The sequence below is a fragment of the Bradyrhizobium sp. HKCCYLRH3061 genome (genome assembly GCF_051168015.1).
Taxonomy (GTDB): Bacteria; Pseudomonadota; Alphaproteobacteria; order Rhizobiales; family Xanthobacteraceae; genus Bradyrhizobium.
The window spans coordinates 57,050-76,838 of the sequence record NZ_JBNPUE010000026.1 but is presented as its reverse complement, the minus strand read 5'-3'; the positions used below and the strand labels follow the sequence as shown (position 1 = coordinate 76,838).

Genomic DNA, 19,789 nt, shown 5'->3' with positions numbered 1-19,789 from the left:
CGCAACCCAAGCTTGTTGTCGGCCACGCGCGCGACGCTACACAAAAAGCCAAGACTAACAAACTTCTTAGGCGCGATTTTCCTCATCGAATGACCCGGGATTTTTTCCCGATTCTCCGACGGGAGCGAGAATCGTCACATTCATCTACCTGTCGGGTCATTGATGTGACCTCACTTCGCCATACCCCTCCGCAACGAGTCGGGAGTTCCGTCGACGTTGCAGCGAGGCAAGCTTGTCCACTCTGAACCCACTCTCCGATCGCCCGGCGCTCCGTGATCATGCGCAGGGCCATCCTTGTCGGTCAGCCTCTCGCCGAGCTCGCGCCGACGTTGCGGCCGACTTCAGAGAAGGATCTGCGCGATGAGCCAGCTGGTGAATGTGCGGCCCAACGAGGCCGGCGCGGGCGATCGCAAGGCGCAGAGCAGTGCAGCCGATCACGGCATGCGGCTGCTTGGTGCTATCGGCGCGGCAGCCCTGGAGCCGCAGTCGCCGACCGACGCCTGGGCGTCCTCGACGAGCGAAGCACTCGGCATGGGATCGGTCGTCGAGCCGTTGCAGGACGTGCTCGGCAGTCTGACCGAGATCATTCGTGCCGAGGGCTCCCCGGCGGAGCGTCAGCCGGATCATCCATTCGCCGACGATCATGGCTTCGCGCTCGACCAGGAGGAGCTGGCGGGCCTGCCGGGCGTGGTGATCAATACCTTCGATGTCGACGGTCCGGTCTGGCTCGCCGTCGAGGCGCTTGCCGCGACGGAGCCGCCTGCCATCGACTACGATCTCAAGATCTGGGTCGAGCCGTCGTCCGACCCCGACCGCCGTCCATCGCCGCACGAGAGCATCGTGGTCACGGTCGATGAGATCGAGAAGAACCGCCTCACCTTTGCCCGCCACGCGCGGCCCGAGGATTTTTCGCCGGCCCCGGAGCTGGGCGCCTGGACTGGACGGCTGCGCCTGGAGCAGCGTCCTGACCTCGTGCAGCGGCTCGAGCGCTATATCAGCGGGCCATGGACCGCCTGGGCCGACACCGAGCGCATGCGCCGCCGGACCATGTCGATCCACCAGCGGCTGCGCGACATGGCGGCCACGGCCGGCGCCGATCAGGTCATGGAGGTCATGTGGGGCGTCGCGCTGTCGTCTTGGCGGCAGGGCGGGCGGGAATTCGAGTTGCCGCTGTTCGAGCGCGCGGTCGAGATCGAGATCATCGCGCGCCCGGATGCCGAGGTCAGGGTCCGGCCGCGCTTCGTCGGCGCAACCGTCAATTTGAGGGCGCTCGATGCCGTGGCGCCGGACGCCGCGCTTGCCGTGCGCGACAAGCCGGATCGCCTGGTCGAGGCGCTGGAGCAGCGCGCAGAGCTGTCGCCGTTCACGCCGATCGGGACCGATCAGATCCTGAGCGCCGCAGGCGTGCAATCCGGTAACAGGACGTCGCGCGATCCCGTGTCGTCGGACGGCACGCCGGCCATGGAGGCCGCCATCGCGGCGGGACGCTGGGTCATATCCGCGCGGCGGCGGCCGGAGAGCCTCGCCCTGCGCGACATCGACAGTCTCAAGACCGCGATCGAGCATGCGCCGCAGAGTGAGTGCTGCCTGTCGGGAGCCGTGAACGCGCTGCTCTCGCAGCCGGATGGACGTGGCCACGCCAATGCGCGCCGGCACCTGTCCGGCATCGTCGGGGGCCCCATCGACATTGCGCCTGCGCCAAAGCCTGCCGCGGTCGAGCAGGGTGATCTGTTCTTCCCGCTGCCGGCTGTCGCGGAGGATGTCGAGGTCGTGCGCGAGCTGTCGCGGTCGGATGGCCTGATGGTCCAGTCTGTCGCACGCGACGATCGGATCGCGGCGCTCGTCAACGTCGTCTGCCATCACCTCGCGCTCGGCTCGCGCGTCCTCGTCGTGTCCAGGGACGAGGCTGCACTTTCCCTGCTGCATCAGAAGCTGCCGCCGGCCATTCGCGAGCTGACCGTCAGCTCGACCGGCTCCGACAAGGACGTGCTCAGGAAGGCCGAAGCCCTGGCCGGCCGGCTGCAATCGATCCTGGACACGCCGAATCTGCGCGATCAGGTCGGTCAGATCGGCCGGCTCGAACGCGATATCATCTCGAAGCGCACGCAGATCGCATCGCTCGACGACGAGATCGCCGAGATAGTCCAGCGCAACCTGCGAGTCGCCGGCGGCTTGCCGGAGCTGCCGTTCGATCTGTTCAAGGCGCTGATCGGCGAACAGGAGGCGCATGCCTGGTTCACCGACCGGCCGAAGCGCCTGCTCGCGGCCACCGACCCGCTCGTCACGGCGGTCGACAAGGCACGCGAGGCGCGGCTGCGGCTTGCCGGTGATCTCAAGCACATCGATGTCGAGTTGCCAGAGCTCGCGGCGCTTCCCGACACTGCCGCGATCCTGCGTCTGCACGCGGAGCTGCAGCACCAGGCAGGGCTGACGTCGGACGCAGGCCGCGACGAGGATCTCGCGCTCGACGCCATCGCGACCTTCGGGCTCGACGCAACCAACCGCCTGGCGGCCGATCTCGATGCGCTGGTGACCGGCCATCGCGCCATCGCGGAGGCGCCCTGGCTCGCGCGTCTGTCGCCGCTCGGCACCGCCAAGGCCGACGAGCCCGTGGCTCTCGACAAGGTCGTGGGCTGGGCGCGTGATGCGTCGTTCCAGCTGTCCCGAAGCGCCGAATTCACGAGGCGTCAGGTGCAGGCGCCGGTCGAGGCGTTCACCAGGAGGGATGCGATTCGCGTGGTCGAACGGCTTGCGGCCGGCGAGAAGCCGTTCGCGCGGTTCTCGCCGTCGCGCCGCGCGCTGAAGGCCGCCGTCGAGGCCATCACGGTGGACGGGGCCGCGCCGTCGAAGCCGGCGGATTGGCAATATGTCGGGCGCTTCCTGCTGTGGCGTCACGACCTGCATGCGTTGCGTGCGCGCTGGACGTCGATCGCAACGCAGATCGATGCACCCGCGCTTCAACTGGAATCGGCGCGCGCGTTCGATGACCTCGGGCACATCGTCAGGAGCGTCGAGGCCGCCGTCGTGACGGCCGCGCTCGCCGTCCGCAACGTGGCCGATGCCTGCTCCAAGCTGTCGATGCCGGACGGCGACGTCAGGGCGATGCTGGCCGATGCACAGCGGCTGGCCGCGTTCGGCGCGGCGATCCGGACCGTCATGACGCGCGTATCGGGACCGCTGGTCGAGCTCGCTCGCCTGGGCGAGTTGTTCGCCCGGGCGGGAGAACTCGCCGTCTCTGTTCAGGATGACGTGCTGTCGCGGGTCGGTGACGCCGAGACGGAGCCCCAGGAGCTCGAAACGCGGTGGACAGGCATTCTCGCAACTATGGAGAAGATCCGCGAGGCCAGCCCGGACTACGAACTCGTCAGGACCGCCTGCCGGATGGCGACTGCAGCGGGCGCGCCGAGTCTGGCGCAGCGACTGCGGTCCGCGCCGGCCGCGGGCGAGGCGAAGGATGCGACGACGCTCGCGGAATGGGTGGCGGCGTGGAATTGGGCCGTGCTGATGCGGATCGAAAGTCTGGAGGAGCGGCAGCTGCTGCATGACCTCGCGGCTCAGCGCGCGCGGCTTGAGACGCGCTCGCTCGCCCTGTTCGAAGCGGTGATCGGTGCCCGCATGTCACTGGCCATCGCGCAGAATGCGGGCGGCGCCGTCAGGCAAGCGGTGAAGCGGTTCAGGGACTCGATGCAGAAGATGGCGTCGGCCTGCTCCGGTCCGACCGCGCGCCGGCTTCGGTTTGCCGCGCGCAGGTCTCTGGACGGCTGGCTCGAGGAGATTCCTTGTCACGTGATGCCGGCCTGGCGTGTCGCCGAGTTGCTGCCGGCCCGGATCGGCACCTTCGATCTTCTGGTCGTCGACCACGCCTCGCGCTCGGATCTGCGCGAACTGACGGCGATGCTGCGGGCCCGTAAGGTTCTGATCAGCGACGCGCGTCACGACGACGGGACCTTGGTCGAAGCCGGCCGCAACGATACTGTTGTCAAACGCACCGAGACGACCGCGCTGCGTAGCCTGCCGCCGGCGCTGCGGCGGCTGCTGATGCCGGGTGCCTCGCTGCGCGATCTCGCCGCGATCCTCTTTCCCGATCGCATGATCGAGCTGCGTGCGCGCCCTGCCGGCGTCGAGGCGGCCTCGGTCACAGCTCAGCTGCTGCCCGCCGATACGTCCAGATCGGCCGATGCACCAGCCGCCGAGCTGCCGCGGCCGGCCCGCGCGGCTGCGCCGGCGCCGAAGCAGCGGCCGCAGCCGCGGCAGGTCATCACGACGCACTCGCTCGAAGAGGAGATCGCCACTGTCGCGAAATATCTCTCGATGGCGCGCCGCTCGGGGACGGACATCGTCACGTCTGCCGCGGGCAAGCCGAGCGCGCCCGCGATAGCGCAGCGTGCCGAGAGCCGCGCGGCTGCGCCCAAGCCCTCGCCGGAGATTCGCGTTCTGCGCCGGCGTCCGCCGCGCGAGCCGGCCGCGGACATCGTGACGCCGGCTTCGGCTCCGCCCGAGCTTCCGGCCGTCGAGGAGCCGGCCACGGTCGAGCCGACCCAACCGCGCGCGGCCACCGTCGTCGAAGCGCCGATCATTGTCGCCGATCGGCTCGCGGTGCCGCAGCGCCCTGGCGAAAGCAAGGTGGTCACAGCAGAGATCGACGCGAAGCCCACGAGCGCCGCGTCGGCAGAGCCCGTGAAGACAGGCGTCGTTGCGACATCCGCTGCGGCAGCGGCTTCTGCCACCCCTGAGCCTGCCGCCGCTGCCGCGGCTCCAGCCTCTGTTGCGGAGTCCGTAACGCCGGCGGCAGAGATCAAGATTCACCCTTCTCTCGTCGAGATGGCGTTCAAGGCGACGGAGAACGCCGCGGCACCACGCCGCCATGTGCCGAGCCGGCGCGTGATGGCAGTTGCCGCGGCCGGGCTGCTGGCGATCGTCGGTGCGGCGGTGTCCTGGGAGCGCGCGTCGGAATGGATCCAGCCGGCCCTGAGCGGTGCGACGGCAGCGTCCGCGCTGCCGAGCGAACCGGGCGCCCGCAAGGTCAATGCGGAGCGGATCACGCCGGAGGCCAAGCCGGCGATCGCCGCTGCGGCCGAGGAGCATGCCACGGTCGGCATGAGCGTGCCGGTCAGCACACCGGCGCAGGCGTTCCTCTATCACGAGGATCCGCAGGATCCGAAGGGCAAGCGTTATCCTGGCAAGGTCACCTGGTCGATCGAGCAGAGCAAGGGGCCGCGAGTCGATGCGGCGCCGGCGATCAAGGGGGAGATCGAGATCGAGAACGGCACCAAGGCCACGATCTCGCTGCGGCGGAACGCCGACATGGAGATGCCGGCGAGCCACATCATGGAGCTCAAGTTCGACTGGCCGGATCAGTCGGTGAGCGGCCTGACCAGCCTGAGGGGCATCGGCCTGAAGGGCGAGGAGGCCGAGCGCGGGACGGCGCTGGTGACCCAGACCGCCCGCGTGACGCCGAAGTACTTCATGGTCGCGCTGTCCGCCAACGAGGTCGACACCAAGCGCAACCTGCTGCTTCTCAAGGGCAAGCAGTGGTTCGACATTCCGATCGTCTACGAGGGCGGCAACCGGGCGCTGCTGTCGATCGAGAAGGGATCCGACGGCGACCGCGTGTTCAAGGACGTGTTCGCCAGCTGGGGTCAGTAACGGGGTTGGCGGGCATCACGAGCGAGGACAGCATGAGCGAGAGTTCAGCGTTGCAATGGCTGCGGGCTCCCAAGCTCGCCGAGGATGCGCTGCCGGAGGATTCCCGCGCGGTGGCTTGCCGGCGCTGCGGCCGCACGGTGCAGGTCTCGCTCAGCCCGATGCGTCCGCCGAGCTTCCTGCGCGTCGAGGATCAGGTCGAGTGTCCCGAGGTGCAGGAGCGCTGGACCGGCAAGAGCGAAGGCGGGCTGCTGCTGATGATGTGCGGCGCGCTCGAGCAGTCGCTCGATGCCGAATGGGAGACCGCAGAGCCGGAGGGTGCGGCTCGACGAGAAGCTGCGCCAGTCTCTCCGGTGCGCCCGTCGCTTGCGCCGGCGGCGTCCGGTCCGGACAGATGGGACGACGGCAGCGACGATGATCAGGAGGAGACGGGTGAGGGCGGCCGGCTGAACGTCCTCCTCGCACCGGCTCCAGGAAGTCGCAAGAAGCTGATCCGCGGAGCGCTCGGCGTCGGGGTCCTCGGCATCGTCTTCCTCGGCGGCGTGCTGCTGCCGTTACGCGAGATCAGGCTGCTGATTCAGGCGCCGCCTGGGTCAGGATCATCGAGCTCGCAGCAGGAGGCGCAGTCCGCCGCGCCGCTGCCTCCGCCGCGCCGGATCCTGCTGGAAGCCGCCAGCGCGCCCCAGGACGTTGCGCGATCGCCGTCCAGCGCCTTCATCGCGCCGCGTCAGCCGGCTCCTGCACTCGAGGCAACGCTGGCGCGATCATCCGGCACCGCGGCGATCCCGCCGGCGCCGGACGCCGAGCCGAAGCTGCGCGTGCCCGAGCTGGTTGCGATCGCCGGCGGCAGTTTTGCGATGGGCGGCGACGACGAGTCCGAGCAGCCGTCGCATCAGGTCAGCGTGCGACCGTTCTCGCTCGGCAAGCATCCCGTGACGATCGGCGAGTGGAAGCAGTGTGTCGCGGCGGCAAGCTGCGCCGACATCGCGGCCGGTGCGGATGATCGTCCGGTCACCAACCTGAGCTACGACGACACGCAGGCCTATCTCGCCTGGCTGTCGAAGGCGACCGGCAAGTCGTTCCGGCTGCCGACCGAGGCCGAGTGGGAATATGCCGCGCGCGCCGGCCAGCGCACCCGCTATTGGTGGGGCGATCGCATGCGCCCGGGGATGGCCAGTTGCAAGGGCTGCAACGGCACGGCCGATGCCGAGACGGATCAGCCGCCGAAGATCGGCAGCGTCCAGGCCAATCCTTACGGCCTGTTCGACATGGGCGGCGGCGTCGGCCAGTGGGTGGCCGACAACTGGCACAAGAACTACAGGGGCGCGCCGGCGGATGGATCGGCCTGGCTCGAGGAGGGCAGCTATGCCCGCGTCATCCGCTCGGGATCATGGAAGAACGGCGCCGCCGATGCGCGGGCCGGCAGTCGCGACCGCTATGACGGCCGCATCCGGCATCCGACCCTGGGTTTCCGCGTCGCGCTCTCACCATAGGGGATCTGCATGCTGCCGATGTCTGCGCGACTCCACTTCATCCTGATCGCGTCGCTCGTGCTCGCGCCGTCATTGGCGCCGGCCAAGGGAACGAAGGCCGCGAAGGATGCCCGCGTCTATTTCATCTCTCCTGCGGACGGGGAGACGGTGACCGGGCCCTTCATCGCCCGCTTCGGACTGCGCAACATGGGCGTCACCCATGCGGGCGACGATTTCGCCGGCAGTGGCCATCATCATCTTCTGGTCGACGTCGACGAGACGATGCAGGCCGGCGAGGAGATTCCGCGTGACAAGAAACACGTTCATTACGCAGCGGGGGAGACCGAGGCGCGGATCGAATTGTCGCCCGGCAAGCACACGCTGCAGCTCGTGCTGGGTGACACCAGGCATCTCAACTTCGATCCGCCGGTGATCTCCGAGAAGATCATGATCACGGTGAGCAAGCCGAACGGAGGCGAGCAGGAGGCGCGCGCGACACGCGGCGTCACCGCCCGAAACCGACCGCAGATCCGATCCGTGCCGGCAGAGCCGCCGGCCCAGCCCGAGCCGTCGCCGGAGATGACGAAGTCCCCCGAGAGCTCCGACTTCATCAGCCGCGTCTTCTCCGGGACGAAGTGACGACCTCTCCATTCCCAACCAGGGCTATCGCATATGAAGATCTGAGTGTTTCGCTGCGCTGCCTCCACGTCGTCATGCCCGGGCTCCGTCCCGGGCATCCACGTCCTTCCCAGGATGCCGAACGACGTGGATGGCCGGGACGGAGCCCGGCCATGACGGTGTGGAAGGAGTCGACCTCAAACTTGTATCGTCAAGTGCGATAGCCCTGATTCCCAACGGCCGGGCGCGTGATGCGCGTCGGCTTGCGCGCGACCGTGGGACGCAAGCTCGGTCGCTCCGCGAGGATCCATCGCTGAGGGCGACGCCTGTCGCGCGATGGCGGCAAGGACGATCCGCCATCCGGCAACGGCCGCTCGTCCGGACGCGCGTCCATGGCAGATCGCGGCGCAAGCGGGGACGTCGTTGCCGAGGCATCCGAGACGTCGTTTTCCTGCAGCGACTCGCCATCCTGGTCGGCAGTCCGTGTCGGCAAGAGTATCGCCCGCGTCCAGGATCAGGATGGCCTTGCCGTTGTCCGCACGGATGTGCGTCTGACGGCCGCTAGATCCGTTCGCAAGCAGCCGCATCGTCATCGTCCACCACCGATCTCGATCTGGTCGTGCGAACGATCGCGATGCTCAGAAAATTTTTCTGAGGCTTAAGGTCGCAGCCTTGTAGCTGTCGGTTCCTTTCTCGCCTCACCATGGTCACAGCGGCAATCGGGCGGGAGTGTGGTCCCGCACGCCGCGCCGGCCACGCCTTGTGCGGGAGCAAAGCGCATGCGCCTCACGACGATGCTGCTACATCCTTGCGAATCAATATCAGTTGCAACGCGCAGGGAACCCGGCACGGGGTCGAGTCCTGAAGAGATCAGTAGCCTGCTGACATGGTTCGATCCTGACTGGACCGCATGTGAGTTCGCATCTCAGCGACATTGCGGCCGGATGCGGAACGTTTCGAGCCGCGCCTGCGTGGTCGAGGCCATCCACCGCGGACGATGACGTCCAAGTTTCGTTGAAATCTCCCTCCCCTTTGTAGTCCGCGCATCGAGCGCTGTTGGCGCCGATGGCGCAGTCTTCGAGGAGGAATTTCATAATGAAGGTCATCAAACTGTTAGGCGTGGTCTTGGCGGCGGGTCTGGCGTCGGGCTCCGCGGCGCTCGCCGACGGCTACAAGGATTGCACCAGGCTCGACAAGGCGTCGTGGAAGACCACCGCCGAAGCCGAGGCGAAGGCGAAGGCCGCGGGCTACGAGGTTCGGCAGACCAAGATCGAGGGCACCTGCTACGAGGTTTACGGTGTCAAGGGCGGCAAGCTCTATGAGCTGTTTTACAGCCCCGAGGACCTCGCGCTGAAGCACACCAAGGCGAAGTGATCTGATGGTCATGCGTGACGCAGGCCAGGCGCAGCGGAGCGTCGCCTCTCCGACGCCGGCGAACTCACGTCCGGGGACCGTGGCGGTCTGGGATTTTCCGCTGCGCGTCTGGCACTGGTCGCTCGCGGCCTTCGTGCTCGTCGCCTGCGTCACGCCCAACACCTTCGATCGCCTGCACCGCCTCGCGGGCTATGCCGTCATCGGTCTTCTCGCCTTCAGGCTGATCTGGGGGCTGATCGGCAGCCGTCATTCGCTGTTCGCGCGGATCAGCCTCAAGCTGCGGGCGACGCCTCAGTATATCGTGGGCATGCTGCGCGGAGAGACGGGACGCTATCTCGGGCTGAACCCGGCGGGGGCCGCGATGCTGGTCGTGATGCTCGCGCTTCTGATCGTCTCGACCATCAGCGGCGTCATGCAGGTCTCGGTCCGGTTCTTCGGCGTCGGCTGGATCGAGCAGGCGCATGCGCTGTCGTCCAATGCCATCATCGCCCTGATCGCCGTGCATGTGCTCGGCACGGTGTGGATGAGCTTGCTGCAGCGGGAGAACCTGATGCGCGCGATGGTCACGGGACGCAAGCGCGTGCCGGGCATCATGCGCGCCGCGCCGGCGCGCAGCGTCGCACGCCAGAGCCCGGAGCCCGAGCCCGTGGCGGACGAGGAGCAAATATCCGTCGTCCCCGATCTGCCGCCCCTGCGCGTGAATCCGGCGCCCGGCGCCGCGAAGCCTGCGCGTATGCCGCGATCCCTCAGCGTTCACGACAGGCGGCTGGGGGTCGGCAGATGAGACGGCGGGCATCGGTCGTGTGCGCTCGCCGGCGATATGGGCGAGCAGGCCCGCGCCTGATTTCATTTCTGGTGCGCGCGAGGCTCGTCCGCACACGGCTCGAGCTGGATGGGCGCGCACGCATATTGCGGTCCATGCCGCATGAGACCAGTGCGAGCGCGTTCCTTCGTGCATCTCGCTCGTACTCGTCTCGATGAGCCGGTGCATGAGAATCATGCAGGTGCTGTACGCAGCGTAAGCGGTCGATCGTGAGCCTCGTGTGGTTCGCGGCGTGCGCGACGGCGCTGCATGACCTGTCGTGTCTCATATCAGCACAGCTGCGAACTCAGGTGATCGTGCTGCTCCCAACCGCGGAGACCGCTGATGTTCGTCATTGTCATTCGGCGCGCATCGGCGATGCTCGAGCCGACGCGTCTGCGCGGCGCCTCGACGCCGAACAACTAATAAATTCGCGCGCTTTGTCGCACACAACGATGTTGTCAAATTTCGACACGGCAAATTGCCGCATTCGGGACTTCATAGTCGTTCTATGAAGTGTCGGAGACTCGTCGAAGCAGGCGAGCGCCGGAAGACGTTCGGCACATTCGGGTGAATTCGGGACAGGGACATAAATCATGAATCTCTTTGGGAAGGGACAGGCAGCGGGAGCCGCCGTGCTGTTGATCGCGGCGTTCGCGCTGCCGGCAGGAGCGGCTGAGACGACCATCGAGATATCGGTCAAGGACAACAAGTTTCAGCCGGCGGAGATGAAGGCGCCGGCCAACACGCCGATCGTGTTCAAGGTCAAGAATCTGGATGGCGCGCCGGTCGAGTTCGAGAGCGAGCCGCTGGAGTTCGAAACGGTGATCAAGCCGAACATGGAAGGCGTCGTGAAGGTCAAGGCGCAGAAGCCGGGACGCTACGAATTCTTCGACGATTTCCATCAGGGCAACAAGGGCGCGCTGATCATCGAGTGATCCGGCCTTCGGTCCCGCGGCGCCGTGATGCCGGAATGCGTCACGCCGCGGGCGCCGCGCTTCGCAGGTTGCCGAACTCGACGGAGACGAGGCTTTTTGGAACGGGCAGCACGAGAGACGGTCGCTTCCAGACGTGGCATCGGTCGCGACGTCTCACGGTGCCAGGAGGAGACGGTGGCGATCACCGTGCTGCTCGTGACGCTGCTTGGAGCCGCGCCGTCGTCCGCTGAGACCGTCGTTCCGGGCAGCCAGGTGAGAGCCTATGCAGATCCCGGAGCCTCCGACGGGGGGCCGGTGGTAGTCGTGCCCAATCGCCGCCGGCAGCCGGCGCGGCCTGCGAACGGCAACGGACCGCTGGTCATTCCGCAGGTGATCGTTTCGCCTGGTGGCGTCGAGCCGGAGCCCAAGGCGGCCACCCAGGTGGACGAGGCTCCACCGCCGCGGCCGCGATCTCCGGTCGATGCCGGAGCGGGCGCGCTTCCGCAGGCCGCGCGCCGCGAGCCGGCGCCGCGCCTGGCGCCTGTCCGCAATGGCTTCTTCGGCACACCGTCAGCCGGCCTTCTGGTCGGTGGCTGCCTGTCGACGCCGGGCCGGTTGTCGGTCACGAACGTCCCCAATCGCTGCCTGGACGCGCTGGCGTTCGCCGTCAGTCCGCCGCCGGCGACGCGCGGCGTGCTGCCGCGCAATCTGCCGCCGATTCCGCGACAGGATGCACAGCCGATTCCGCCCGTTCTGGCCGACAAGCCCAAGATGCGGCTGCCGCCGGTGAACAAGGGGCAGAAGCCGCAGGATCAGCCGCAGCCGCCGATGATGGAGGAAGACCCCTATGAGCCCAAGGGCATCACGGTGGGAAACTTCATCCTCAAGCCTGCGTTCGAAATATCCTCGGGCTTCGACAGCAATCCCGGCCGTGTGCCGCAGGGCAAGGGCTCGGCCTTCGTCAGCGTTGCGCCGGTCCTGCTCGTGCGCTCTCAGTTCGAGCGGCATCTGCTCAACGCCGATGTGCGCGTCGGCTACATCGACTATGCAAAGCTCCGGCAGCTCAGCAGGCCTACCGTCGACGCCAAGGTGAATGGGCGCTACGACATCACCGATACGTTTGCGCTCAACGGCGAGGGCCACGTTGCCGTCGATGCCGATGATCCCGGCACGCCGCGCTTCGCCGGCCGGTTCGCCAGGATTCCGCTGGCCTCCACCGTCGGCGGCTCCGCCGGTGTCACCAAGCGGTTCGAGGAGGTCGAGGTCTCGACCAAGGCCGCCATCGACCGCGTCGCGTTCCAGAACGCGCCGCTCGTCGATGGCCAGATCGTCAGCAATGCCGACCGCAACTTCGTCCAATACGGCTCGCAGAGCCGCATCACCTACAATCTGACGCCGGAGATCCGCCCCTTCGTCGACGTCGCCGTCGATCGCCGCGTTCACGACATCGCGGTCGATGCCGAAGGCTTCCGCCGCGACTCCACCGGGACGGCGGTCGAGGCCGGCGTGACATTCAACTACGCCGACAAGCTGACCGGCGACGTCGCCGTCGGCTACCTGACGCGCCGCTACCAGGATCCGATGCTCAAGCCGGTCAACGGCTTCATTGCCGACGCCAATCTGACATGGCAGTTCGCCAAGGAGACGGCGATCGCGCTGGGGGCCAAGTCGCAGGTGGTGGAGATCACCGAGCCCGGCATTTCCGGGGTGCTCAAGCGCGACGTCACCGTCGGCGTCGAGCATCAGTTCGAGCCCTGGCTCATCGGCACGTTCCTCGCCGGCTATGGCGAGGACGCGTTCACCGGCACGACGCGGGTCGACAACCGCTATCTGGTCGAGCTCGGCATGCTCTACAAGTTCTCGCGCCTGCTGCAGCTCAGGGCCAGCGTCCGGCGCGAGGAGACGCGCTCCAACTTCCGCGAAAACAATCTGTCGGCGACCGTGGTGCAGGTCGGCGCCCGGGTGCAGTACTGATCGGCAGCCCGGCACGCACCCGCGCGCGGCATCTGTGGTCTTCTGAGGACGTGCCTGGAGATCGCGCTTCTTGTCGTGACGCAGCCAACAGTCATCCCCCGGGCAAGGCCGCAAGCCTGGAAGCCGGAGTTTCCCGCTCTGGCTTCGCCGTGTAGTATAGCTCCCCTGCAACGGGTGGACGCGCAGCGGGAGTGCCCGGCTCCAGTCTCCAAAATGAAATGCAGCGCCCACGACGTGAGCGCTGCCAGGTCCGGATCTGCGCGGCAGTCCGGCCGCGACTATTTCTTCTGATTGAAGTTCACGTCGAGGCTGAAGCTGAACTGATCGTCCGTCAGTCCGGACGGCGGTGCAGGCACAGGGTCGGAGCGGCGGATCATCGCCAGCGCGGCATCATCGAACATCGAGTCGCCGCACGACTGCATGACGGACGCGGACACCACCTTGCCGGCCCGGCTCAGCACCAGCGCCACCTTGACCGTGCCATTGTGCTTCTTGCCTTCCGGATAGCGCTTGTGCAGCTCGAAATAGGCGCTGATCTTGCGGCCCCAATCGTTGGTCAGCTTCTGCTTGTCCTTGCCCATTCCCGGATTGGGGGCCTTGGCCGTCTCGGCCGGCGGCGCGGCCTCGTCCAGCGCCTTGCGGGCCGATTCCTCCTGCGCGGCAGATGCGACCGACGCCTCGGCCTGCTGGGTCGCCTGCTGCTGTTCCTCCTTCTCCGGCTTCTTGGGTTCGTTCTGCGTGACGACCCGATCGGCCTCCTCCTCGGTTTCGGTCGGCTTGTCCTTGACGGCGTCGGACTCCTTGACTTCGGCGGTCTGCTGCATCTGCTCCGGCGCAGCTTCGGCCGCGTCGCTGTCGGGACCCGGCGGAAGATCGTTGTCCTCGACCTGGGGCGAGGCTATCTCGAGCGCGAATTCGGCGCCGGCCGCGCCGAGGCCGCCGTCCACGTCATTGCCGCTGAGATGGACGACCGCGAGCGCGGCGCCGCCACCGTGCAACATGAGGGCGCCGATCGCGGCTGAGATCCACAAGCGGCGCGACGCTCCCTGATACTTGTGTTCGACCATTCTTCAGTTCCGTCGTTTCACTGGTTTCAATGTGCAGCCTGGGCGGCGGCCTGTGAGACGCCTTCGACAGTCACGAGCTTGATCTTCGGATAGCCGCCGGTCCGCAGCAGCTCCATCACGTCCATCAGCTCTCCATACGCCACGCCCCGGTCGGCGCGCAGGAAGATGAACTTGTCCTTCGCTGCCTCGGGGATATGTTCGAGGGTGCTCACCAGGCTCGCCCGTTTCACCTGCTCCTCGCCGACGAACAGTGTCAGATCCGGCTTGATGCTGACATAGATCGGCTTGTCCGGCTTCTTCTGCGGCGTGGCCGTCGATGTCGGGAGATCGACAGGCACGTCGACCGTCGACAGGGGGGCCGCCACCATGAAGATGATCAGCAGCACCAGGATCACGTCGATGAAGGGCGTGACATTGATGTCGCTGGTCTCGCCGAGATCATCGTCGCCATCGCCTTCCGAGAGAGAGACGGCCATGGAGCTACTCCGCTGCCAGCGCCATCGGAGGCGCTGAGTGGACGTGGATCGGCTCGAAGCGCTCGCCGTGATGGCTGCTGTGGTGGCTCTGGCCGCGATCCAGATCGCGCGACAACATCCGGGCGGTGGCGCCGGATGACCGGTTCACGAGCTCCATGTAGCCTTTCGTCACCCGCGTGAAGTGATTGTAGATGATCACGGCCGGGATCGCGGCGACGAGGCCGATGGCGGTTGCGAGCAGCGCTTCGGCGATGCCGGGCGCGACAACGGCGAGGTTGGTGGTCTGCGACTTCGAGATGCCGATGAAGCTGTTCATGATGCCCCAGACCGTGCCGAACAGGCCGACGAAGGGCGAGATCGAGCCGATCGTGGCGAGCAGGCCCATGCCGGTCCGGCAACGCCGGCCCTCGGCACGCACGATCTCGGAGAAGCTCGACGCAGCGCGCTCGTTGACGCCGTGAGACGGCAGCTCGGACGACATCCTGATTTCGTGCATGGCGGCATCGATCAGGGTCGTCAGCACGTTCTGCCGTGATCCCAGCGCGAGCTTGGCTTCCGACAGCCAGCGTACGTCATCGACCTTGCGCAGCGCGCTGCTCAGCTTCCGGCGCAGGATGGAGAACTCGATGGTCTTGGCGATGAAGACGGTCCAGGTCGCGAGCGAGGCGAGCGCAAGCCCCATCATGACCGACTTCACGAGAACGTCGGCGGCCAGGAACATCGACCATGGCGACAGATCATGCGGAACGTGAGCTGACGGCTGCGCGCCGCCTTGCGCCGGCTTCTCTGCCTGGTCCTTCGCCTTGTCGCCCGCTGCCGCGTCAGTCACGGCTTCGGCCGCCGTCGACGGTTGGGTGTCGGTCGTTGCGGCCGCCGGCGGCTGGCTCGGTGCCGCGGCTTGCGGCGTGGTAGCAGACGGAGCCGGCGCAGCCGTCGGTGCGACGCCGCTGGTCGTCGGAGCCGCGGGCGCAGGCGCCGCGACCTGCGGCGCGGGCGCGGCCTGGGCAACGGCCGGCGCCGTGGATGCCTGTCCCGTCGTCACCGGCTTCGGTGCCATGCTCTGAGCCGGAGCCGCATGCGCAGCGGGAGTCGACGCACCGGCCGCGGTGTTGACGGGCGCAACTGCAGGCGCCTGCGCGGTGGCGGCTGTCGTCGGAGTCTGAGCGGCTTTCGCTCCGGTCGCATTCGCTGGATTTGATGCTGTGGTCTGCGGCGCTGTTGCAGCCTGGCCAGGTCTCGGCGATGTGGCCGGCTGCTCGGCATGCGCCATGGCGCCGGCCGAAACCGCTGCGATCACCGCTCCTACTTGAAGAACGATCCTGAACATGTTGCTGAACACCCCTTGGTAGTTAACCGCTCCGTAATGTTTCCAGTCCTAACCCGGCTGTTTTGAGACGCCGCGTTGACTCAAAGCGGGAACATCGACGCCGGCAGTTGCCGCCGTGGGTGCGATGCCAAACGAAAAATCGAATCGTGCGACCTGCGTAACAGCCCGCGATGGCGTGCATCGCGTCTTAACTCCCTGAAAGTCCTGCTGTGAGGCGGATGCGCTTTGCGCAGCGTCGCCAATGCGGCTGCCTGTCACGCAAATGCCGCCGTTCGGTCTTCCATCAATTCTAATTAGTCGGTGCGGGCGTGATGGGCCCGTTCGGCCGGTGAGAGCACTTGTGCGTGCATCTGTGATGCCGTCCGACAAGCCAGAAGGCCTCGGGACCGAATCATAGTGCTGCTGAGATCGGCACGGTTCGAAAGATAGCGTGCGCCGCGCGACTCTCGTTTCGTCGTGATCAACGTCGATGTCGGCCGCAAGGGAATGGCGGTAGTTCGCGAAACGCACAAATCTCTCCGGCATAGCTGCCGAATGTGAGCTCGGATGGCGGTCCATCGCGAGCGCGCCGAGAACAGTGCTGCAGCGAGCGGTCGCCATCCAAACGAATGAGCCGGGCTGCACCTCGTGCAACCCGGCTCAAAGGCGATCGAACTCAACGTGATCGGCGCGATTGGAGACGGAAGTTCAGTTCTCCGCCCAGTAGCGGATCAGGTTGTGATAAAGGCCGGTCAGCCGCACCATTTCCGGATCGTCGCGCCCCATCCGCTGCGACAATCCCTGGATCGTCGTATCGAGATCGAAGATCATGCTGCGCGCGAGGGGATCGCGGATCATGCTCTGCAGCCAGAAGAACGAGGCGACGCGGACGCCGCGCGTCACCGGCGTGACCATGTGCAGGCTCGAGGCGGGGTACAGCACGAGGTCGCCGGCGGGCAGCTTCACCTCGTGCGAGCCGTACAGATCCTCGATCACCAGCTCGCCGCCGTCGTAGTCCTCCGGCTCGGAGAGGAACAGCGTGACCGAAAGGTCGGTGCGAATGCGCAGGCCGGTGAGCTTGTCGCCGCGGACCGCGTTGTCGACGTGGATGCCGAAATGGTGGCCCGACTCCGCGCTGTAGCGGTTGAACAGCGGCGGGAAGATCTGCTGCGGGATCGCGGCGGCGAGAAAGCGCGGATTGGCGGTCATCGCCGAGATGATGCGGTGGCCGAGCTTGCGCGCCACCTCGCTGTCGGGCGGCAACTGCTCGTTGCGCTTGACCATGGCCGACTGGGCGCCGGCCGTCGAGCGGCCGTCCTCCCAGTCGCTGGAGTCCATGATGCGGCGGAAATCCGCCACATCGTCTTTGCTCAGAATTCCGGGGACACAGATCAGCATGAACTCATCACTTGATGTGTACCCCGGCTTGGGCGGGCGATCAGAACCGTCCTGACAGGACGATCGATGCGCTTCGTCCCGGACCGACGAGCACGAACGGGGTGGCACTCTGATAGAGAGCGTCGTAGTAGAGCTTGTCGAAGATGTTGGCAACAAACAGCTTCGCCGTCCAGTTCTTGTCGATCTTGGCTTCCGCGAAGGCATCGAAGCGCCAGTAGCTCGGCAGCTCGGTGCCCTGGTTCGCCGCCAGCCAGGTGCCGCCGAAGATCTTCGAGCGGTACACCGCCTGGCCGCCGATCTCCCAGGTGTCGTTGATCTGGTACTTCGTCAGCAGGCTGAACGACTGGTGCGCGGTGTTGGCGAGCTGCAGGCCGACATTGCTGGTGAACAGCGCGGTGTTGGCCGGCGGGATGTTCGACTTCGTCACCTCCGACTGCATCAGCACGATGCCGCCGAAGATGCTCCATTTGTCGGTCAGCTTGCCGCCGGCCTGGAGATCGATGCCGCGGATGCGGTAGGCGGCGCCGGCCGAGAGACACGGCACGGAGCCGATGGTGCCCGCCGGATACGGGCAGTCCGCGGTGGCCTGCGCGGCGCTGGTGATGTTGCGCGACTCGCGGGCGTTCTCCTTTTCGGTCTGGAACAGCGCTCCCGTGACCAGCAGACGACCGTCGAGCAGCTCCCATTTGGTGCCGATCTCGATCGAGGTATTCTTCTCGGGCCCGAAGATCTGGTTGGCGCCGCCATTGGTCACCGCCGACAGGCCGCCATATTGCGGGCTGAGGCCGTCGAACTCCGCGCCGACCGGATTCGACGAGGTGGCGTAGGCCGCATAGAAGCTGGCGTAGGGCACCGGCTTCAATGTCATGCCGACGTTGAAGTTCGGCATGCCGCTGGAGGCCGCGGTCGAGCCCGGCGTGTTGGCGACGCCGTTGACCGTCCCGAAGCCATCGACCCGAACGTCGTATTTGTCATAGCGCACGCCGCCGTTGAGGATGACGAGATCGCGGTAGTTGACGCTGTCCAGGGCGTAGACGCTCGCCGAGTCGATCTTCACGTTCGTCGGGAATTGTCCCAGCGACGGAATGCCGAACGGCAGGTTGGTGAACTGCGGGTTGAACACGCTCACGCCCGACAGCGAACCGCTGCCGGCGAACGCGAGGCCTTGCTGCTCGGAGGTCAGGCCGGTGTAGCTGTTGATGAGCGCCTTTTCCTGCGAGACCTCGAGGCCGGCGAGCACGGTATGCCTGAAGTTGCCGGTGTCGAACTTGTAGGTCGCCTCGAGCTGGTTGGCGAGCACGTCGGTCTGCTGGAAGCGGCTCTGCGGATTGGCCCGGATCACCGAGTTCGACAGCGGATTGGTGAGCGTCGGGCCTTCCGGCAGCGTGCCGATATAGTTCAGGGTCGAGCGCGATACCCGGAACTTGTCGGAGATCGTCAGGTCGGGGGTGACCTTCACCTCGGCATTGAGCGTGCCGATGTCCTGTCCGACGCGCGAGAAGTCGCGGTTGACGAAGCCGTACCAGGCGTTGCGCGGCGCGCCGACCTCGGGGAACGGCGCGCCGGCGGTGAGGGTGCTCGGCCGATAGTACGGCACGCCGAAGTCCGGACGTCCCGTCACCTCGTTGTGGATGTAGTTGGCGGACAGCGTCACGGTGTCGAGCGGCGTCCACTTGGTGGCGATGAAGCCGCCATTGCGGTTGTCGGTGACGTAGTCGCGGCCGGCCACGCCTGCATCCTGGAACAGGCCGCCGACGCGGGCAGCGAAGGTCGGCGTGATTTTCTGGTTGACGTCGATCACCACGCGCTTGGTCCTGTCGGTGCCGAGCGTGGTGTCCATGTTGTAGAAGCTGTTCTCGGTCGTGGCCTGCTTTGTCACGATGTTGATCGCGCCGCCGGTGGTGCCGCGGCCGGCGAAGGACGAGTTCGGGCCGCGCAGGATCTCGACCTGCTCGGTGAAGAAGTTCTCGCGCACCGAGACGCCGGCGTCGCGCACGCCGTCGATGAAGACGTCGTTGCGGGCGTCGAAGCCGCGGATGAAGAAGCGGTCGCCGAACGCGTTGCCGCCTTCGCCGGTGCCGAGCGTCACGCCGGCGGTGGAGAGCACGGCGGATTTGAGGCTGGTGGAGTTCTTGTCGGCCAGGATCTCCTTGCTCAGCACCGTCACCGTCTTCGGCGTGTTGAGCAGCTTCTCCGGAAACTTGCCGGAGGCCTGCAGCCGCTCGCCCTTGTAGTCGGAGGCGGGGCTGGAATAGGGGTTGCGGTCGGGCGGCAGATTGCTCTTCGGCGCCGCGGCCTGCTGCTGTTGTTGCTGGCGGGCGGCGCGGCGCATCGCGTCGCGGGCGCGGACCTGGTCCGCGGTCGGGCGCGAGGCGGCCGGCTTGGGACGCGCGACCGGGGCTTCGACGTTGACGGACGGCAGCGGCGCCTGCTGGGCTTCGGCACTGGAGAACGAGGCAACCGCGATCAGGCTCGCGACTGCCGAGACTTTCACACCGGAAATCTCGGGAGATGGCTCCCACTCGTGCCCGCTTGCTCCTCGCAAGCTCCTTGGAAAGATTGCCTTACCCATACTCGACCACCCCGTTCGTTACGCAAAACTCTGACTTGGGTTCGTTTGAACGCCCGCAACCGGCGCGTGCCTGTTGCGAATGCAAGTCAAGAAGCGGGGGAAAGCGGTCCAAAGCTGGTTCCGCCGGTGGCCGGAATGCGAAAAGTTTCCATCCATTTCTGAAAATGAGA

The 19,789-nt window shown here is 66.6% G+C and carries 12 protein-coding genes; 7 read left to right on the top strand and 5 right to left on the bottom strand.

Going from position 1 to position 19,789, the window contains the following annotated elements; translation table 11 throughout:
- Window positions 1–360: 360 nt before the first annotated feature.
- The 7 genes from ACQR2C_RS30465 to ACQR2C_RS30435 all read left to right on the top strand — a co-directional run bounded on the left by ACQR2C_RS30465 (window position 361) and on the right by ACQR2C_RS30435 (window position 12,800).
- Window positions 361–5,646, top strand: a complete 5,286-nt coding sequence (locus tag ACQR2C_RS30465; protein WP_434882773.1) for an AAA family ATPase — start codon at window positions 361–363, stop codon at window positions 5,644–5,646.
- 32 nt (window positions 5,647–5,678) lie between these two features.
- A complete protein-coding gene (locus ACQR2C_RS30460) occupies window positions 5,679–7,136 on the top strand; it encodes a formylglycine-generating enzyme family protein (RefSeq protein WP_434882772.1) in 1,458 nt (485 codons plus the stop codon).
- A gap of 9 nt (window positions 7,137–7,145) precedes the next feature.
- Entirely contained in the window at window positions 7,146–7,754 is a 609-nt protein-coding gene (locus tag ACQR2C_RS30455) for a DUF4399 domain-containing protein (RefSeq protein WP_316217218.1), read from the top strand.
- A gap of 1,074 nt (window positions 7,755–8,828) precedes the next feature.
- Complete coding sequence (locus tag ACQR2C_RS30450; RefSeq protein WP_315802676.1) at window positions 8,829–9,107, top strand: PepSY domain-containing protein; 279 nt, start codon at window positions 8,829–8,831, stop codon at window positions 9,105–9,107.
- A gap of 10 nt (window positions 9,108–9,117) precedes the next feature.
- Window positions 9,118–9,891 carry a cytochrome b/b6 domain-containing protein gene (locus ACQR2C_RS30445; protein WP_434882771.1) on the top strand — a complete coding sequence of 258 codons (774 nt, stop codon included), beginning with the start codon at window positions 9,118–9,120 and terminating at the stop codon, window positions 9,889–9,891.
- A gap of 614 nt (window positions 9,892–10,505) precedes the next feature.
- Window positions 10,506–10,847 carry a cupredoxin domain-containing protein gene (locus ACQR2C_RS30440; RefSeq protein WP_315802677.1) on the top strand — a complete coding sequence of 114 codons (342 nt, stop codon included), beginning with the start codon at window positions 10,506–10,508 and terminating at the stop codon, window positions 10,845–10,847.
- Window positions 10,848–11,021: 174 nt separating this feature from the next.
- Window positions 11,022–12,800, top strand: coding sequence for an outer membrane beta-barrel protein (locus ACQR2C_RS30435; protein WP_434882770.1), 1,779 nt, complete (start codon window positions 11,022–11,024; stop codon window positions 12,798–12,800).
- Between the two features lie 278 nt (window positions 12,801–13,078).
- Here ACQR2C_RS30435 and ACQR2C_RS30430 read toward each other — a convergent pair whose 3' ends face one another.
- From ACQR2C_RS30430 to ACQR2C_RS30410, 5 genes are all read right to left on the bottom strand, one after another.
- On the bottom strand, window positions 13,079–13,867 hold the full coding sequence (locus ACQR2C_RS30430) for an energy transducer TonB (RefSeq protein WP_315802679.1): 789 nt from the start codon (window positions 13,865–13,867) through the stop codon (window positions 13,079–13,081).
- A gap of 26 nt (window positions 13,868–13,893) precedes the next feature.
- Window positions 13,894–14,343, bottom strand: a complete 450-nt coding sequence (exbD, locus tag ACQR2C_RS30425) for a TonB system transport protein ExbD (RefSeq protein WP_315736414.1) — start codon at window positions 14,341–14,343, stop codon at window positions 13,894–13,896.
- A gap of 4 nt (window positions 14,344–14,347) precedes the next feature.
- The gene (exbB, locus tag ACQR2C_RS30420) at window positions 14,348–15,400 is read right to left on the bottom strand and encodes a tonB-system energizer ExbB (protein WP_410053129.1); all 1,053 of its coding nucleotides are present in this window, start codon (window positions 15,398–15,400) and stop codon (window positions 14,348–14,350) included.
- Between the two features lie 957 nt (window positions 15,401–16,357).
- Window positions 16,358–17,047 carry a Fe2+-dependent dioxygenase gene (locus tag ACQR2C_RS30415; protein WP_315802681.1) on the bottom strand — a complete coding sequence of 230 codons (690 nt, stop codon included), beginning with the start codon at window positions 17,045–17,047 and terminating at the stop codon, window positions 16,358–16,360.
- A gap of 40 nt (window positions 17,048–17,087) precedes the next feature.
- Entirely contained in the window at window positions 17,088–19,619 is a 2,532-nt protein-coding gene (locus ACQR2C_RS30410; protein ID WP_434882769.1) for a TonB-dependent receptor, read from the bottom strand.
- Between the last annotated feature and the right edge of the window lie 170 nt (window positions 19,620–19,789).

What these genes read in the sequence shown, in the direction of transcription:
- ACQR2C_RS30465 (WP_434882773.1), top strand. Translation starts at nt 361, where the DNA reads ATGAGCCAGCTGGTGAATGTGCGGCCCAACGAGGCCGGCGCGGGCGAT.
- ACQR2C_RS30460 (WP_434882772.1), top strand. Translation starts at nt 5,679, where the DNA reads ATGAGCGAGAGTTCAGCGTTGCAATGGCTGCGGGCTCCCAAGCTCGCC.
- ACQR2C_RS30455 (WP_316217218.1), top strand. Translation starts at nt 7,146, where the DNA reads ATGCTGCCGATGTCTGCGCGACTCCACTTCATCCTGATCGCGTCGCTC.
- ACQR2C_RS30450 (WP_315802676.1), top strand. Translation starts at nt 8,829, where the DNA reads ATGAAGGTCATCAAACTGTTAGGCGTGGTCTTGGCGGCGGGTCTGGCG.
- ACQR2C_RS30445 (WP_434882771.1), top strand. Translation starts at nt 9,118, where the DNA reads ATGCGTGACGCAGGCCAGGCGCAGCGGAGCGTCGCCTCTCCGACGCCG.
- ACQR2C_RS30440 (WP_315802677.1), top strand. Translation starts at nt 10,506, where the DNA reads ATGAATCTCTTTGGGAAGGGACAGGCAGCGGGAGCCGCCGTGCTGTTG.
- ACQR2C_RS30430 (WP_315802679.1), bottom strand. Translation starts at nt 13,867, where the DNA reads ATGGTCGAACACAAGTATCAGGGAGCGTCGCGCCGCTTGTGGATCTCA.
- exbD (WP_315736414.1), bottom strand. Translation starts at nt 14,343, where the DNA reads ATGGCCGTCTCTCTCTCGGAAGGCGATGGCGACGATGATCTCGGCGAG.
- exbB (WP_410053129.1), bottom strand. Translation starts at nt 15,400, where the DNA reads ATGGCACCGAAGCCGGTGACGACGGGACAGGCATCCACGGCGCCGGCC.
- ACQR2C_RS30415 (WP_315802681.1), bottom strand. Translation starts at nt 17,047, where the DNA reads ATGCTGATCTGTGTCCCCGGAATTCTGAGCAAAGACGATGTGGCGGAT.
- ACQR2C_RS30410 (WP_434882769.1), bottom strand. Translation starts at nt 19,619, where the DNA reads ATGGGTAAGGCAATCTTTCCAAGGAGCTTGCGAGGAGCAAGCGGGCAC.